Raw genomic sequence first — 16945 nt, 5'->3', positions numbered from 1 at the left:
AACTGCATATAATCTGAAAAAAGGAAAATTAGTCTATTCCTATAACATTACTGCTAAAATTAAATACAATAAAATTGTAATTATAATAAAAAAATTGTTATCCATGTAGTAAATTAAGGTGGATGTATGGCGAAGAGAAGAGTGCGAGCTCTGCAAGTCTCAGTAATATGCGGGTTGATGGCGTTACAATTTCCTGCATTTTCAAACGAAGAAAATACGCAACAAAGTGTTTCTGAAGTTCAAACGGTAGCTTCAGTTACACCAACAGAAAGTTTAGCCAAAATAACACAGTCGCTTCCTGCGGATGTGAAACCCATTTTTTCTACGCAATTAGCAAAACTATATGCTGATAGGCAAATGCAGCTATTGTGGCAAGATGAAACAGCAATTAGCCAATTTCAACAGCAATTGGCCGAATTATCTCTTGCTGGGGTTCAGCCACAATTCGGGGAATGGTTGGCGATATTGGAAAATAACCAATTAAATGAGTTGGGCCGTGACGTTATTTTATCTGATGCCATGCTTGGATATTTACAGTATTTATCTTCGATAGAAGCGAGTGGGCAGTACTGGCTATATACAAATCGGCCATATAAAATTATTGCACCCACGACGGCTCAAATGAAACCATGGCTTGAGGCAGTTGAGTCTAATAACCTAAGTAATTGGGTAAAATCACAGGCACCAAATCATCCAATGTATTTGCCTATGCGCAAGGAAATGTTGAAGTTATTGGCGATGCCTGAAGATAATTTGGAAATGGTGGGAACAAAAACATTAAAGCCAGGACAGTCTAGCGATGATGTGGTTATTTTACGTCAAATTCTGCAACGTGAAGGGTTACTTGAAGGTGGAAGTGTAACCGAAGAAATTGAACCTCCAGAAACAATGGCTCAAATTGCAGAGCAGGCGGTTGAACAAACAGTCGAACCAACAGAAACACCTGTGAGCACTGTGTCAAAAGTATATGACCAAGAACTCGTCGACGCTGTAAAAAAATTCCAATTACAATATGGTTTAGAAGCCGATGGTGTGGTTGGAAAAGGTACACGTGTTTGGCTAAATATGCAGCCTAAGCAGAAAGCGGGTTTAATGGCGCTTAATATTCAGCGCTTACGTATTATTCCTGCAAGTAGTGGTACTGGGATTTTAGTTAATATTCCAGGTTACTCTTTAGATTTTTATTTAAATGATGAAGTAATATTAGATTCTAAAGTGATTGTTGGTCGTGCTGATCGCAAAACACCGATCATGAGCAGTGCGCTAAATAACGTGGTCATTAATCCGCCTTGGAGCGTGCCAACCAGTATGGCCCGTAAAGATATTGCACCGAAAGGAAAACAAGACCCAAGTTATTTTAGCCGTAAAGGATATACGGTTTATTCCGGATGGGGCGCTGATTCATATGAAATCAACCCATATTCTATTGACTGGGATAATATCACCCCAGCGAATTTCCCATATCGCATTCGACAAGCACCGGGCCCAACTAACTCATTAGGGCGCTACAAGTTTAATATGCCGAGTTCAGATGCGATTTATTTACACGATACACCAAACCATAGTTTATTTAATCGTAATGCACGTGCAATAAGCTCTGGATGTGTGCGAGTGAATAAAGCAAGCGAATTAGCCAGTATTTTGTTAGGTGATGCCGGTTGGGAACAAAAACGAATTGATGGTGCATTGAAAGAAGGCTCAACACGGTATGTGAATATACCCGATAGGATCCCGGTTTTTCTGTACTATCAAACTGCTTGGGTAGATAAAGACCAGCAACCACAATATCGAGCCGATATTTATCAGTATGATAATTCCATTAATAATGCAGATAAATATTTGCCAATATTGAAAAAGGTTTTACACTAATCGTTTATTTAAAAGGGGAGTTTTTCTCCCCTTAAATATTTTAAATTAACTGTTTGAGTATTCTTCGTCGTACATTTCCATTCAGCAAAACTCCACTAAAATCCGTTTTTATCCTGTTTATTCCGTTGTTTTATGGGTGTTCATTTATTACCATTGTATTCACCTTTGATAAAGGCAGCATAATTTGTGTTTTAAATTGCATGTTTCGAGCAGTTTGAGTGACAAAACTCTCTTTTTGACGAAAATTGCAATAAAATTCCTGTGAAGTATGCATATCTTTACATAATTATACATTAAAGCTAGGCATGATTTGCTAGACTCAATAGGTTGCCAAAATTTTATCGATTAATACTGAATTTATTAGAGTCTGAGCTATCACCTATGGATATAATTGATCAATCCCGCAGAAAGTGGTTAGGTATTGGGGCCGCAACGATTGGCCTTAGCTTATTACCAAGCCATGTATTTGCTGCAATGACGACCCCTCGACCACGTATTTTACGTTTTCAAAATATTAATACAGGCGAATCGTTAAAAACTGAATTTTTTGACGGGCGCCGTTACAATAAGTCTGAACTAGCACGTTTAAATCATTTTTTCCGTGACTATCGTTGTGACAAAGTGAAAACCATCGACCCTAAACTGTTTGACCAAATCTATTTATTACAAATGATGATGGGAACAAATAAACCTGTACAGCTGATTTCAGGTTACCGTTCCTTAGAAACAAATAACCAACTGCGCCGTAAGGGTTCAGGGGTAGCGAAAAAAAGCTATCATACTCGCGGGCAAGCAATGGATTTTCATATCGAAGGGTTACAATTGAGCAATATTCGCAAAGCTGCGCTGAAAATGAAGGCTGGTGGTGTTGGTTATTATCCTCGAAGCAATTTTATACATATTGATACAGGACCTGCAAGAACGTGGTAATCTGTGCATAGGTGACACAGATTACGGAGTAATTGCTCGATGAAATATACTATTATCCCAGTAACACCGTTTATGCAAAACTGCCAAGTTATTTGGGATGAAAATACGTTAGATGCAGTCGTTGTTGATCCCGGTGGAGAAGCAGAAAAATTAATTTCTGCTATTGAAAACCTTGGGTTGAAGTTAACTAAAATTCTGTTAACTCATGGACATTCTGATCATATAGGTGCATCAGCTATTCTTTCTAAGCATTTTTCAGTGCCTATTTATGGCCCACAAAAAGAAGACGCTTTTTGGATTGAAAACCTCGCAGAGCAAAATGCGATGTTTTACATAGGTGAATGCCCTGATTTTACGCCAGATTACTGGTTAGAAGAAGGGGATAAAGTAACTTGTGGCAATATTACATTCGATGTATTGCATTGTCCTGGTCATACCCCTGGGCATATTATTTTTGTGAATCACGCTGATAAATTAATTTCAATGGGTGATGTATTGTTTAAAGGGGGAGTCGGGCGAAGTGATTTTCCACGTGGTAACCATCAAGACTTAATTTCCTCTATTAAAAACAAAGTATTGCCTCTTGGCGATGATTTTGAATTTATTCCAGGGCATGGCCCAATGTCTAATCTCGGTTTTGAGCGAAAAACAAACCCTTTCTTGCAAGATGAACAGCCTATCTGGTAATCGTCAAAAAGTTACGATATCTACTTAATGCAATACCCTATAAATAGGGCATTGCATTTTTTTACCTAAACTCAAATTATTAATAGTTTAATAATATATATATTCAGATTATATTTAAATAAATATAATTGAAATTCATCTTACTTTTATTGTTAAATGTAGATAATTAATGTTTATTTTGATATTTTAAATTGGCTTGGAACTTAATTAAGTATTTATATTACCAATCTTAATTTATATTTAATTTTTCATATATGAACTTTTCAGTTTATATTTTCTATTTATCATGTGTATAATTTAATAAGGATATTTTAAAAATGTATAATGAAAACGTAGATTTCAATCAAAGTCAGTTTTTTGATTACGCAAATGATATAAAAAACCATCATTTTTTTGTAAAAATGATGACGGAAAACGGAATTAATTATTCACTTTCACCTGGTTATTGCTATGGATTAACTAATGAATATCTACTTTATATGATAAACGATAAAGGTGAAGAATATATAAAACAATTGAATTTTTTATATAATATAGCGAATAGCTATGAAAATAGTTCAACATCATTAGAACAGATAAAACATGAAGCATTAAAAAAACATGCGCAAGTACTATTAAATGAACTGATGAGTGATGTTATTAAAGTGCAATCAACATATCAAAAATCAGTTATTAATGCTAATTACTTTAGTGAGTTAGAATATACTAAAATCACTAATGAAAGCTTTCTTAATTATATAAATAAAACGATTGAAGAAAATTATCAATCACAAAAAAATAGTTATGGTAAAGATGTGATTCATTATACCTATTTATATGAATTGCAAAAAATAAAGTTAAAGAAATATGGAGAAGCGCTTTTTGCTAACAAAAGCTTTTTTGCTAGCCCAAAGGGAAAATTAATACTTACTGATCCATTATATATAAAATTGAGAAAACAATTTTCAGCACAGTTATCTAGCTTAGGAGAAAAATATACAATTGATGACACTAAATTTTTTATTAATATTTTAACTGAAGATATCCAGAGAGATAACTATTTAAAATTAGAATCCCATAACTATAGGAAAGGTGCTAGCTTAGACACTAAAAATAATAACTATACAGAACATTTAGTTAGTAATGATACATTAAATAATTTTAAGAAAAAATTAATTCTACACACAAAAAAAAGCCACGATTCATTTTTGGTTAAATTTTGCTCAGCTAGGCATGCAATGGCAGTATCTGCCATTTATAGTAAGTATAGTAAGTCATGGAACTATACTTTTTTCGACCCTAATAGCGGAGTAGTAAAGTTTAATAACCAAGAAAATTTTATCAACCATATTGATTTTTATGTAAAAATGAATGCGCAGCAATATGGGTTTAAACCATTAAAAGGAAATGATTATGAAATAAAAATTTTCGAATTAAAAGAAAATAATAATTATAAAAGAGACAAAATACTTAAAGAATTAAATGCTAAGGATATTAAGGCTACGGAGAATGATATTTTATCTGCTAGAAAAGCAAGCTTTATGGATAAGTTTTCTGGTGTTAATATTATGTATAAAAGTTTTAGTCCTGAACGTAATCTTGTAAAGATTAAAGTAACCTTAGATAAGAAATCGTTTTATTTGTATTCTAATATACTAGATTTTTCAGACTTACAAGATAAGGTGAAAAATAATGCAAAAGCATTATTTGAATTAAAAAGTAATTTTTTCATTAGTGATGGAAAATATAATGTGTATTCTTTAAGTAGTAAAGTGGATATGGATAAATTCAATGTGGAAAGCATTGATAATGTACTGGAGCAAAAAGGAAAACAGCTAAAAAATATCCAATTAAATAAGGAATTAAACTATAAAAGTATAAATTTACAATTGAAACCAATAATGAATGATAGTTTGCTACCAAAGATAGGTTTCTCTGATATCCATCAAGAAGCTATTATCAGAGTTGCGAATAAGAATAATATTATTATTGGTTTTCGCCCTATTGATACAAAGTCAACAAGCTTGATTAATTCAGGTGTGTACAGTAGTAAAGGGCTTTTAATTAAGGGGAAAAGTGCTGATTGGGGGCCTCATAGTGGTTTTATTCCGATACAACAACAGTACGCTAAAAAATCTGCACGTATAGAATTTGAAAAGTATAACTCTTATATTCAGCAATCAATTGAAGAAAATAAAGCTTTAGCTATTACGTTAGAAATTACACAAGAACGTGTTAATGAATTAATTGAATATAAAGCTATTTCACCTTTAAAGAAACAACGAGGGGAGGGGTATAGTAGAACTACATCAATTGTTGATGGCCAAGAGACAGTATTTATGCTAAAAAAAATAAAACAAGGTAAAATTTATGTATGGCAAGTTTATTATCAGGATGGGAATGAAATTAAGCCATTTCAAGTTATGAGTGATCCTAAGACGGGTAAAGCAATAATAGCAGATTATGATATGTTTAGTATTATTTTCCCAGTGTCACAATTAGAAGATTACATTAAAGTCACAGAGATGCCAACATGGAAGGAATGGAAAGCAGGGGTTGTCTATGAAGAATTAACACCAAAACAAAAAAAAGCCTATGATAGCGAGGTGGAATATAACAGACTAGAAGGTAAAGATAATGGTATTATCAATAAAAAAATAAAAGAAATTAAAAATGATATCAACCGTGAATTAGGACGTGCTGATGGCTTTGAGTTGGTTCATCATGGGGCTGATGATGCTAATCCTGTAAGTACACTTAAAGATAATTTTCCTATTACTTTCTTTTTACCTGATAAGTTAAAAGGAAAAAATGCGCTATTAGGTAGCTCTCAATCTATTGATACTTATTTTCCGATGAATAAAAATGGAGCAATAGTTATTCGAGATATAGAACAACTATCAAATTTTCAGCAGCTATTAATTAACCAAGGGTATCGAGCCCCGATCAATAAAAATTGGCGTGAAGGAGAAAATTCAGAATATTTTAATCCCAAAAGAAAATTGTCAGAAAGCTATTTGATTGCATATAATGAAATTCAACGAAAGAAAAGCCTAATTGCTGATGATATAGATAAAAATATTGAGAAGAAACTAGGTAAAGCAATCTTACAATTAGATACGGATTTTGAAAATATTAATGTTTATGATATTCATAATAATATGGATTTATCTGGAGAAAAATCAGTAAGCATTAAATATATCAATGATTGGTTTAACCCGTTAATAATATATAGAGAATGGGAGTCTCAATCAAATGGGCCTGTTTCGATAAGAAATACGGGTGAATATGATTATAATGTTATTATTCAAATTGCGGGTGACCAAGTATCGGCCAAGGCAGTTGCCGGTGCTTTTTCTAAACACCCAGATAAATCAATGATTATTCAATATGACATAACTAGTCGGCAATATCATATTTTGCATGGTGATGTTGAAAAATTGAACACAGGAAAAATTCGTTGGTTGACTGTGGGACATGGTATATATAACGGTAATAATCAACCTACATCCTATATGTACTATAATTCACAGCAGTTTGCAGATGGGTTAGATTATTTAAAAAGTAATGTATTAAATAATAGAAAACCAGACAAATTAGTGTTGATGGGATGTAATCTAGGGGCTGGAGGGGTGAGTGAAAATTTTACAATTAAAGCTGTCAATGCTCTTGCGAAATATGGTATGGATATGCCGATTGTGGCATATAATAGGCCTATTAGTAATAATTTTTCTGGAGTTAAATATGTTATTGACGGTAATTATTTACTTGATATAAAAAAACATAAATTTATTTATCAGTATAATAGTAATACTAAAATAGTAACAATTAATGATCAGCCAGCGGTGTTGTATTTTATTAATGAGCTTCGTCGTGGAGAAATTAAACTTTACCAACTTAGTAGCAATATTGAACCAAATCCTATAGCGATATTTCACTCACCAGAAAATAAAAAGCTGGATTTTGATTTAGTTAGAAAGGTGGCTTATAACCCAAATGCTTATCAACTTTTTGTTGATGAGTTGGTTCGTAATAACGGGACATTACCTGAGCATTTCTACGCTGACTTTTCTGCGAAGCTAAATGATATCGGCATTATATCCGTACCTAGATGGGAAATGGTGGATGGAAAGCGGATTAGTACGCTAAGCCTAAAAAATAGAAAGAGTCATACGTCAGATGTTGCTGTCATTGTTCGTTTTATTAGTGATACGAAAGGGCGTGATTTAGCCGAAGCTCTTGCAGCTAAAAACCCGAAAAATACAATTATTTTTCAAGTTGATGTAGACTCTAAAAAATGGGTGTTGGAATATGGAGAGCCTGAAAATTTTGAATCTATAACAGGAAAAAAACAAGTAAAATGGGTTCTTATTGGTGATTCAAAAGTAATCGATAATGCGAATGATGATATAGCCGCTGGCCTTGTTGCTATTAAGAAGAAATATCCATTAACAGCATCAACGGATATGCTATTTCATTCTATTAGTCCTCCAGATACGACTAGTTACGCTCAATATATAAAGTTTACCACGGAATTATCTTCAAAGCTTAAACTGTATGATTTTGATATTGAGGTTAAATCTAGCAACATTAAATATACAATGGTGCCAAAGTTACCTAGTAACTCTCAATTAGGTTCACCTGTAACGGAATTAAATCAAACAACTCGTCAACAACTGAAGTTGTTACTTGAAAAAATCGCATTAAAGCAGATTAAAATTAGTGAAATACATCTAGCAGAACATCCTTATTTAGCACAGTATTTTATTGATGCCGATGGCCAATTTAGTACAAAAAAAATACAAATAGCGCTCTATGATCCATTAATTAGTCCTAGAGTATATGAATATTTGAATAGTGATGTCATAGAAAATAAAGTCTATTGGAATAGCTTATTTGAAACTAAATTATCTTCATCTTTGCAAAAACAAGCTTTAGATAGCCAAGCTATTTTACGGGCGATATATCATGATCCTCATGTATTAAATAATTTAAGCGAACAGTCTAAGCAACAATTAAAAATGTTATTTCCAATAACAAATGAGTTTGATCGCGGAAAAGTATTGATGGTTACAACAGATTCAAATGCATTCACTTTAATTGATGATAATTTAACGACTTTTAGTCGGCTTAGTTCAGATAATTTTGTTGGTGAAAATGCGCCGCTTAAAGATCTCTCATTGGCCCAAGCATTACAGAAATATCATATAGATCAACAGTTACGACAGCAACAATTTAGCCAATTACATAAACAAGCATGTAATCGCCCTGAAGGTGTGCAAATCAACATGATTCATCATGGTTGGTTACGCCAAAATGGATACTCAAAGCACTTCGATCAGAAATTAGGGCTTCTTTTTGGTCTTGAATTCCAGGTAGGGGATTCTATTTCAACACGTAATTTGATTGAGCGAAAAGCAGAACTAGAGCAAAAGTATCAACAAGGAATATTATCGGAAAGTGAAGCTGAATTACTCAAACAAATTCAAAATTATTCAACTGAAATTGAAAATAATTTAGCTAAAAGCGGAATAACTATCTCAGACCAATCCATATTGGATGTTTTTTCACCACGCAATACGGATAACCATCCTAAGCAGAATACTCTGTTGTTGATTAAAAGTGGATTAGTTACGTTTACGGTAAGTTGTACCATGCGTAATGGTCTATATGAATATAGTCTATTTGACCCTAATGGTTTTCAACTGAGTGTTAAACATGCTGTACCACAACAGGCCAAACATGCATTTTACCAATTAGTAAAAAACTATTTTAGTGAAGAGATTACCTTGCCTGATGGAATAAAAATAAGTCGTGGTCAGCATTCAGGTTTGACTATTGAGGATGGTAACCAACTGAGAGCGGATCTTCAATATATCGATTTCAATGATGTTGAAACCTATAAATCATCACAGGATCATATTACGGTAAGAGAGAATATCATTAAACATATTGATTTCGCTGGCGCTAAGAATAGCTGGGTTAGCTTTAATGATGAAAAAATTCCATTAATGAAATTACAAAACTTGGGGGTTACGATCGATGGTAAGCCTATCAACATAACGCATACTCAACAACCAGGCTGGCACAAAAAAGTACGCTTTAATTCGGAAAAACTAGCCGTAGAACTAACTATGATGGATGGTAAAGATACCGATCTTGTTTTGCTAAAAATACTTCGCAGGCAATTAAATACCCCAGATAATATTCAAATAACGGATGGCGATGCCAGCTTTACAGATAACACAATTCTGAAAAAACAATTGAATTATCTTACTAAGAAGAATGTCGATTTTGATAATCCAGAATTTACAGCAAAAATAATAGAAAATTTGCATGCTGCGGGAACAAAGTTATCGCGTTTTGAACGCTTTTCAAACCGATTCAGTCAAGTTATGGGGGGCGTAGGTATTATGCAGTCCATCGCTAATATCTATACTATTTTGTCTAAATTAGAAAATCCTGATCTTTCGGAAGCAGAGTATGCTGAATTAGAAAAACAATTTTACCTGACATGCGGTAATGCATTTTTTAATTACGGTGATATGGTGTTACAACCAGTTTTATTGAAAATTGCAGCTAAGTATGGTGCTTCATCCCTTGTTCGTAGCCGATTAGCTTCTGGTACTGTTGTTGTTTTTAATTTAGTTGGGATGGGATTAGATGCCTATCAAGCTTATGAATGTTTATCTAAATTGGAAACCACCACTGATCCTAAGCAGCGGCAGGATTTGATTGTTAGCGCTTTTTTTACTTGTGTGAGTATAGGAATTAGTGCTGCAACTACGATAGCTATATTGGCGTCCTCGGCTACAATTCCAGCGGTAGGACTTTTTGCTGGAGGTCTTTTAATTTTACGAAGTTGGGTAGATAGCGCTAAACGTCATATTGATAGTATTAAATCAGAAATTGAGATTAGTTGGAGCCGTGAGTTAGAAGAGGGTATACGCGGAGCCATTGGTTTAGAACCTACAGAACGTACTCAACAAGAAATAATTATTAAACGTTATATCGATTCGTTTAAAAAAATGGATTGGCAAAATGATTTATCGCATTTTGAACAAACCCTTGTTCAAGCTGGGTTTGATCATCATTTAAGTGTAGTTGAAAAGCCTATTTATAGGCAGACATATCGTTATTATTTAGTCGATACTGATGGAAATTACTTTGGTGGTGAGTTAGGGAGTGAGCGCATCAGTCCAGGATTTTATATTTCTAAATATATTAAACGAGGGGCGCCTTCATTTACTTCACAAGAAGCTGATTTCCTATTGAGAAGATATATCCTTATGGCAAATGGTATTGCTCATAGAGCAGTAGAAGATAAAATTTTTTATGAATATAGGAAAGTGCAAAAAGATACTTTTGATTTGGAGCGTAATGGTAGTCAACCTACAAATGAGTACTATGGATTTAATGCTGATTATCACGACCCACTATTTACTCAATTTAAAACCAGACATGGTATTCAAGATAGCCAATTTACATTACCTATTGAAGAACAATTGAATACTTCGGATGCTGAGCAGCTGAACTTTTATTCAACAAAAACCAAATTTGGCGTACATGGGCAAATGATTTTTAGTGGTAACTATCAGCGCTATAGTGAACACTTCGTAAATAACATACCACAGATCAGCCTTTATTTAAATGACCTACAAAACCGAGGTTCTAGCTTTAATACGGCTAATGGTAACGATATTATTATTGGAAAGAAAAACCAAATGAATGCTTTTCAAGTTTTATCTGGAGAAAAGTATTTTGCGGGAGGAAATAAAAATGATTATTTCTATTTAAGAGATGGTAATTTAGATTCATTAGATTCAAATGACAACAATAGGCCGAATAAATATTTAGATGGTCAATCTGGTAATGATACGTTAATTATTGATAATTTACCTAGAAATTATCAAGTAAGGGTGGATTTAAAACATAATGAAGTTAACTATCATTCTATAATTGAGTCAAAGTTATTGAAAATAGCACATATTAAAAATATTGAAAATATTATTTTGCGTGATAATACGAATGATGTGGTTAAGGGTGACGATAATAATAATATTATTGATGGTGGAGCAGGTATTGATAAATTATATGGCTATGATGGCGCAGATAAGCTTATTTTGACTCAAGGTTATGCGAATGGTGGAAATGGGCATGATAGTTACCAAATAAGGCGATACGAATGGTTATTAAATACTGATGATTTATATCGTGTTAATTGGCGATTTAATAATAAAACTAAGAGGGTCGATAAACGCTCATCGATTAATCCAATTTATCATAAATCATATAAAGGTTACCATGGGACAGTTGTCATTGAGGAGTTCAGCCAATCACTAAGTATGGTCAATCTCGAATATAGTTTAAGTGAAATCACTGATGTTTATGTTGAGGGAAAGGATCTTTATCTACAAATACAACTATCTACATCGGAAATTAATGATTTATCTTTCCCCAATATTACGAGTCAAGTGACGGTTGTGTTAAAAAATGTCTATAAAAAAACCTCTATTGGACGTGAATTAAACCATGATTATAAATTAAGAACGCGTGATGGTTTTGTCTTAAATAGCCAATTAGCACCTTTAACCCAAGAACAGCCGGATGTTTTACGAGGTAAGTTATTTAATATTACTTACTTGCAAAACAATGATCAATTACTTGGCCAGAAAGACGTGGGCGTTTTATTTGATGAAACAAAAGATGAAATTACAATTAATAATACACGAACATACTCTTCCCCAGATTGGGGGATATTAAAGCCTTCAGGACATGCTAAAAATTTAACATACAAGGGTAATGATAGTAATAATATATTATCGCATATTGCGTCAGGAAATCGTATTAAAGTCAGTCTTGGTAATGATGTTTACCAAATAAACCAAGCTAATTACAAGAATGGAGAGGTCATATTTGATTTTTCAGATATAAAAGGGCGATATTCAAAAAAGGATAGAGTCATTATAATATTGCAAGCTGAAAATGGATATTCATTAAAAATAGATGAGCAAACGCTAATGGCCAAAGCTCGATTTGGTGATACAAAATTGGCTCTTCGTTTTGAAAATTTTGATGAAGATATGCGAGATGCTGTACTTATTCAAGATAAATACGGAAATTTATTTACTGTTAGCTTGCAAGAAAAAGGCAGTACAATAGTACCTGTAAAACCTGTTATAGAAAGCACAGATAATAATGATTTTATTGAATTGCCAACAGGTTACCTATCAGAGCAAAAAGTAATAAGTGGTAAATTAGGTAATGACATTATTTTGGACCGCAGCTTAACCAGTCATATATTAATAGGGGGAGGGGGAGATGACACTATCAAATCTATTGGTGGAAATAATGTGCTGTATGGTGGTTCAGGTGTGAATTTTATGAGTGGTGGGGATGGTAACGATTTTCTAATTTCTAGTTCTGGTTATGATTCATTAATGGGTGGTGTAGGGGATGACCATTATTTAATTGATGGAAGATTTGTTGGCCTGACCTATATTGATGATAATGAAGGGAAAAACCATGTTCATTTAGTTAACTTTAAAGGTCAGCCCATAGTTGAGAAGCTTGACGATGGTACGGTGTATTATTACTACATATCAGAATTTGGCAAAATTGCAAAAATAAAACAAAAAGTTACGGAAGGAGGAACAGAACCGACAGTTCATACTTATTCACAATTACCAGATAAATTCCGGTCAATGATAGAGAATGGGATGGAGCCTTTGGCTAACTATTTTGCAGATAAATTATTAGATGCGCAAAAATCAGGTGAATTGGAAACTTGGCAGCCAGCTAATGAGATGAGTGATAGTTTATTAGGTATTCCAAAACAATTACTGCTCACATCTGAAGATAACGGAATTAATCTATCACCTGACTATTCTAGAACCCATTGGTTAATTGACGCTAAAGAAGGTAACGATTCTATTATTGACCAAAGCCGACACGGGCGTGTTGTTAAAGGCGGTAAAGGGAACGATAAGCTGGTCACTTTTGGGGGTGAAAATGTATTATATGGCGGACAAGGTAATGATGTGTTGTACGGTGGTGAAAGGCAAGATATTTTAATTTCCATTGATGGTGCAGATCAGCTTGTTGGTGGAAAAGGAAATGATTTTTATCTTGTTAGTGGCCAGGGCAAAGGAAATGTGACGATTAGCGATTTTGAAGGGCGTAATCGGATTGTGCTAATTAATTTCAAACCAACAGATATTAGATATGAGGAAATTGCAGCTAATCTGGCTGTAACTACGTATCAATCTAAAAGTGGGCGGTTAGTGACTATTCATCATAATAACCATAGGATGTCGATGGCGAATGTGACCGAAGTGGTGTTTCATGATAGCACGAATGCTATGTGGAACGAACACACTGAGCAGACGGTGGATAGGCTAACTCAACTACTTGTAGAACAACGTTTTGAACATGAAAATACGTTTGATGATTCATCAAGCCCAGCTCATTTGAAAAACGCTTGGGGGGCAGTGCAATACACTGAACATTTTTTAAGCCATACGTGATAGCTGTGCTCTTAAAAAATTAACCGTAATCATAGATTGTTCATAATAAAACACCCCAAAGTTGAATAACTACTTTGGGGTGTCGTGATAATAATGTTCTTTTCAGTTAACGTCTATTTTAAACCGATTTCATTCAATTTTGTTAAAGCCCATCCTTAAATAACTTTAACAATTGCATCACACAAAGGAACCATGTTCTCAAGTGTTAAGCCTGCTACGTTAATACGGCCAGAACTGACCGCATAGATACCAAATTCGCTACGTAGACGCTCTACCTGCTCTTTTGTTAGGCCACTGAAGGAGAACATACCATTTTGGTTGATAATGAAGCTAAAGTCTTGTTTAGCGCCTTTTTCTTCCAATGTTTTCACTAACAGTTGGCGCATGCGCTTAATACGTTCACGCATTGCGGTTAATTCTTGGACCCACTCTGCTTTTAACACGTCATCAGAAAGGATGGTTGTTACCACTGCGGCACCGTGTGCTGGTGGGTTTGAGTAGTTTGCGCGAATAACCGCTTTCGCTTGGCTGAATGCGCGCTCTGCGTTGTCACTGTCTTTGGCAATGATGGTACAAGCGCCGACACGCTCATTGTATAAACCGAAGTTTTTAGAGAATGAGCTCGCAACAATCATTTCAGGGTTGTTTTTGGTGAAAATACGCAGGCCTTCGGCATCTTCATCTAAACCTTTTGCAAAACCTTGGTAAGCAAAGTCAAAAACCGGTAATAAGCCTTTTTCTGCACATAATGCGGCGAGTTTTGTCCATTGTTCAGCGGTTGGGTCAATACCCGTTGGGTTATGGCAGCAGCCGTGTAAAACAATCACATCACCCGCTATCGCAGATGATAAGCTGTTAAGCATGCCGTCAAAATCCATACCGTGGTTGGCTGCGTCATAGTAGTTGTAAGTTAAAACTTCTAAGCCAGCAGCTTCAAAAATATTTTTATGATTAGGCCAAGTTGGGTTGCTAATCCAAACACGTTTTGCATTGGTTTGCTTGGCAATAAAGTCAGCGGCGATACGCAGTGCGCCTGTACCACCCGGTGCTTGCGCTGTACGTGCACGTTTCGAGGTGACAATTTCATGTTGTGCACCGAATAACAGTTCTTGTGTTACACGGCCAAATTCTGGCATTCCGCTAATCGCAAGATAGTTTTTGGTGTTTTCGTTATCCAGCAGGAATTTTTCTGCTTTTTTAACGGTATCAAGCACAGGGGTTTTTCCTGATTCGTCTTTATAGACGCCAATACCTAAGTTGATTTTATTATCGCGGGGATCAGCACGGAAACTATCAGCAAGACCTAAGATTGGGTCAGCAGGGGCAGAAGTAATTTTTTCAAACATGTTGTCGATTCCAAAGCTCTGTAGTGGTACCCACACAGTTCCTAGGGTATGAAGGCATAAGTGAGAATGCGGTTGGCTATCCTTGCTTGTTATCTGCCCAGACCATACGAAACTCGCGGGTGTAGCTGAAAACGGGTTTAGTCGAACGAGTCGAGTTCTCAGGGTAACGTGATAAAGGCTTTTTGCCAACCGTTTTACCAAAAATTGGCGAGATCTTGTGAACTAGGTAGGAATTGCATGTAATCTGACCATAAATATCTATAAAGATGGTGAATCAGTCTGTCTTATTGATAATTCTGGTATTTTTGTGGAAGAGGAATTTATGCTAGGGATGAAAAAGAGAAATAAAAAAGCAGCGCCGAAGCGCTGCTTACAAAAACATGTTACCGTTTTCTAACTTATCAGTTAACTGATAATTAGAATTGGTAAACTAAACCTAAACCAACTACGTTATCAGTGTTGATGCCTTCAGCTTTAGTGAAGTCATTGTCTTTTAACAGGTTGATTTTGTAATCAACAACTGCAGACATGTTTTTGTTGAAGTAGTAGTAAGAACCTACAGAGATATATTTAACCAGGTCTTTATTACCGTTAGCACCTAAGTCTTTACCTTTAGATTGGTTATAACCAATAGATGGTTTCAGACCGAAGTCGAACAGGTATTGTGCAACTAACTCAACGTTTTGAGTTTTGTTTGCGATACCATTTTTACCGTAGCGAGTCATGTTCAGTGTTTCACCGTACATTGCTGCTAAGTAAACATTGTTAGCGTCGAATTTACCACCAACGTTCCATGCTTGAGCTTTATCACCACCAGTGATTACTTTTTGCTTTGGAGTACGGGAAGAGTTAGAGTAACCACCACCCAGAGATACACCCCAACCTAAATCATAAGCAGTTGAGAAACCGAAACCGTCACCGTTGTCTTTGCGTGCACCAGACTCAGAACCAGACAGGTTGTCGTCACCGTTTTTACCTTGGTATTGCAGCGCGAAGCTCAGGCCATCAACATAACCAAACGCGTTGTTGTTACGGTAAGTTAACAGGTTACGGTTACGACTAGTCATGAAGTTGTCAGACTGAGCCATAGTGTCCGCACCCCATAATGGGAATACGTCGGTCCATGCGTTCGTGTCATAAACCACACCGTAGTTACGGCCGTAGTCGATTGAACCGAAATCAGCAAATTTCAGACCAGCATAAGCTAAACGGTTTTTGTTTTCGCCTTCGTTTTCGCCTTTGTTAGTTTTGGTTTCCCACTCGAAACGACCGAAACCTGACAGTTGGTCAGTGATTTGAGTATCACCTTTAACACCTAAACGAACGCGTGAATCATCACCGTCTTGGCCGCTATCGCCTTTAGCGAAATAGTGACGAACGTCAACTTTACCGTAAACGTCTAATTTGTTGCCGTCTTTGTTGTATACTTCAGCTGCGTTTGCTGCACCAGCAGCTAACAGAGCTGGGATAACCATTGCAAGAATATTGCGTTTCATCATTATTATTACCCTCATTGGTGTTATTCGGACACCTGCCACTGCCAAAAATAATTCGCAAAAAATAATTGGAACTATTTGTGAGAGATTAGTGTCGTCTATGTCGGCGACC

At 35.2% G+C, this 16945-nt stretch carries 6 protein-coding genes; 4 read left to right on the top strand and 2 right to left on the bottom strand.

Annotated elements, in window-relative coordinates; translation table 11 throughout:
* Nucleotides 1-126: 126 nt before the first annotated feature.
* From ldtD to PSF09_RS02285, 4 genes are all read left to right on the top strand, one after another.
* Nucleotides 127-1869, top strand: a complete 1743-nt coding sequence (gene ldtD, locus PSF09_RS02300) for a L,D-transpeptidase (RefSeq protein WP_272665307.1) — start codon at nucleotides 127-129, stop codon at nucleotides 1867-1869.
* A gap of 381 nt (nucleotides 1870-2250) precedes the next feature.
* Nucleotides 2251-2799, top strand: a complete 549-nt coding sequence (locus PSF09_RS02295; protein ID WP_210838436.1) for a YcbK family protein — start codon at nucleotides 2251-2253, stop codon at nucleotides 2797-2799.
* A 39-nt stretch (nucleotides 2800-2838) separates the two neighbouring features.
* Nucleotides 2839-3486 (top strand): MBL fold metallo-hydrolase, encoded by a 648-nt coding sequence (locus PSF09_RS02290; protein ID WP_210838438.1) that lies wholly within the window; start codon nucleotides 2839-2841, stop codon nucleotides 3484-3486.
* A 317-nt stretch (nucleotides 3487-3803) separates the two neighbouring features.
* Entirely contained in the window at nucleotides 3804-13991 is a 10188-nt protein-coding gene (locus tag PSF09_RS02285; protein ID WP_272683408.1) for an anthrax toxin-like adenylyl cyclase domain-containing protein, read from the top strand.
* 155 nt (nucleotides 13992-14146) lie between these two features.
* Here PSF09_RS02285 and PSF09_RS02280 read toward each other — a convergent pair whose 3' ends face one another.
* Together PSF09_RS02280 and PSF09_RS02275 are read right to left on the bottom strand one after the other, a co-directional pair.
* Entirely contained in the window at nucleotides 14147-15337 is a 1191-nt protein-coding gene (locus PSF09_RS02280) for an amino acid aminotransferase (protein ID WP_272665305.1), read from the bottom strand.
* A gap of 416 nt (nucleotides 15338-15753) precedes the next feature.
* Nucleotides 15754-16833, bottom strand: coding sequence for a porin (locus PSF09_RS02275; protein ID WP_153673711.1), 1080 nt, complete (start codon nucleotides 16831-16833; stop codon nucleotides 15754-15756).
* Between the last annotated feature and the right edge of the window lie 112 nt (nucleotides 16834-16945).

Origin of the sequence: Providencia sp. PROV141 (assembly GCF_028481645.1) — a bacterium.
GTDB lineage: Bacteria > Pseudomonadota > Gammaproteobacteria > Enterobacterales > Enterobacteriaceae > Providencia > Providencia rettgeri.
The sequence above is the reverse complement of the archived record's forward strand: the minus strand, read 5'-3'. Positions and strand labels throughout refer to the sequence as shown.

Excerpts from the sequence above, each read along its gene's own strand:
- PSF09_RS02285 (WP_272683408.1), top strand. The coding sequence starts at position 3,804 with ATGTATAATGAAAACGTAGATTTCAATCAAAGTCAGTTTTTTGATTAC.
- PSF09_RS02275 (WP_153673711.1), bottom strand. The coding sequence starts at position 16,833 with ATGAAACGCAATATTCTTGCAATGGTTATCCCAGCTCTGTTAGCTGCT.
- PSF09_RS02290 (WP_210838438.1), top strand. The coding sequence starts at position 2,839 with ATGAAATATACTATTATCCCAGTAACACCGTTTATGCAAAACTGCCAA.
- PSF09_RS02295 (WP_210838436.1), top strand. The coding sequence starts at position 2,251 with ATGGATATAATTGATCAATCCCGCAGAAAGTGGTTAGGTATTGGGGCC.
- PSF09_RS02280 (WP_272665305.1), bottom strand. The coding sequence starts at position 15,337 with ATGTTTGAAAAAATTACTTCTGCCCCTGCTGACCCAATCTTAGGTCTT.
- ldtD (WP_272665307.1), top strand. The coding sequence starts at position 127 with ATGGCGAAGAGAAGAGTGCGAGCTCTGCAAGTCTCAGTAATATGCGGG.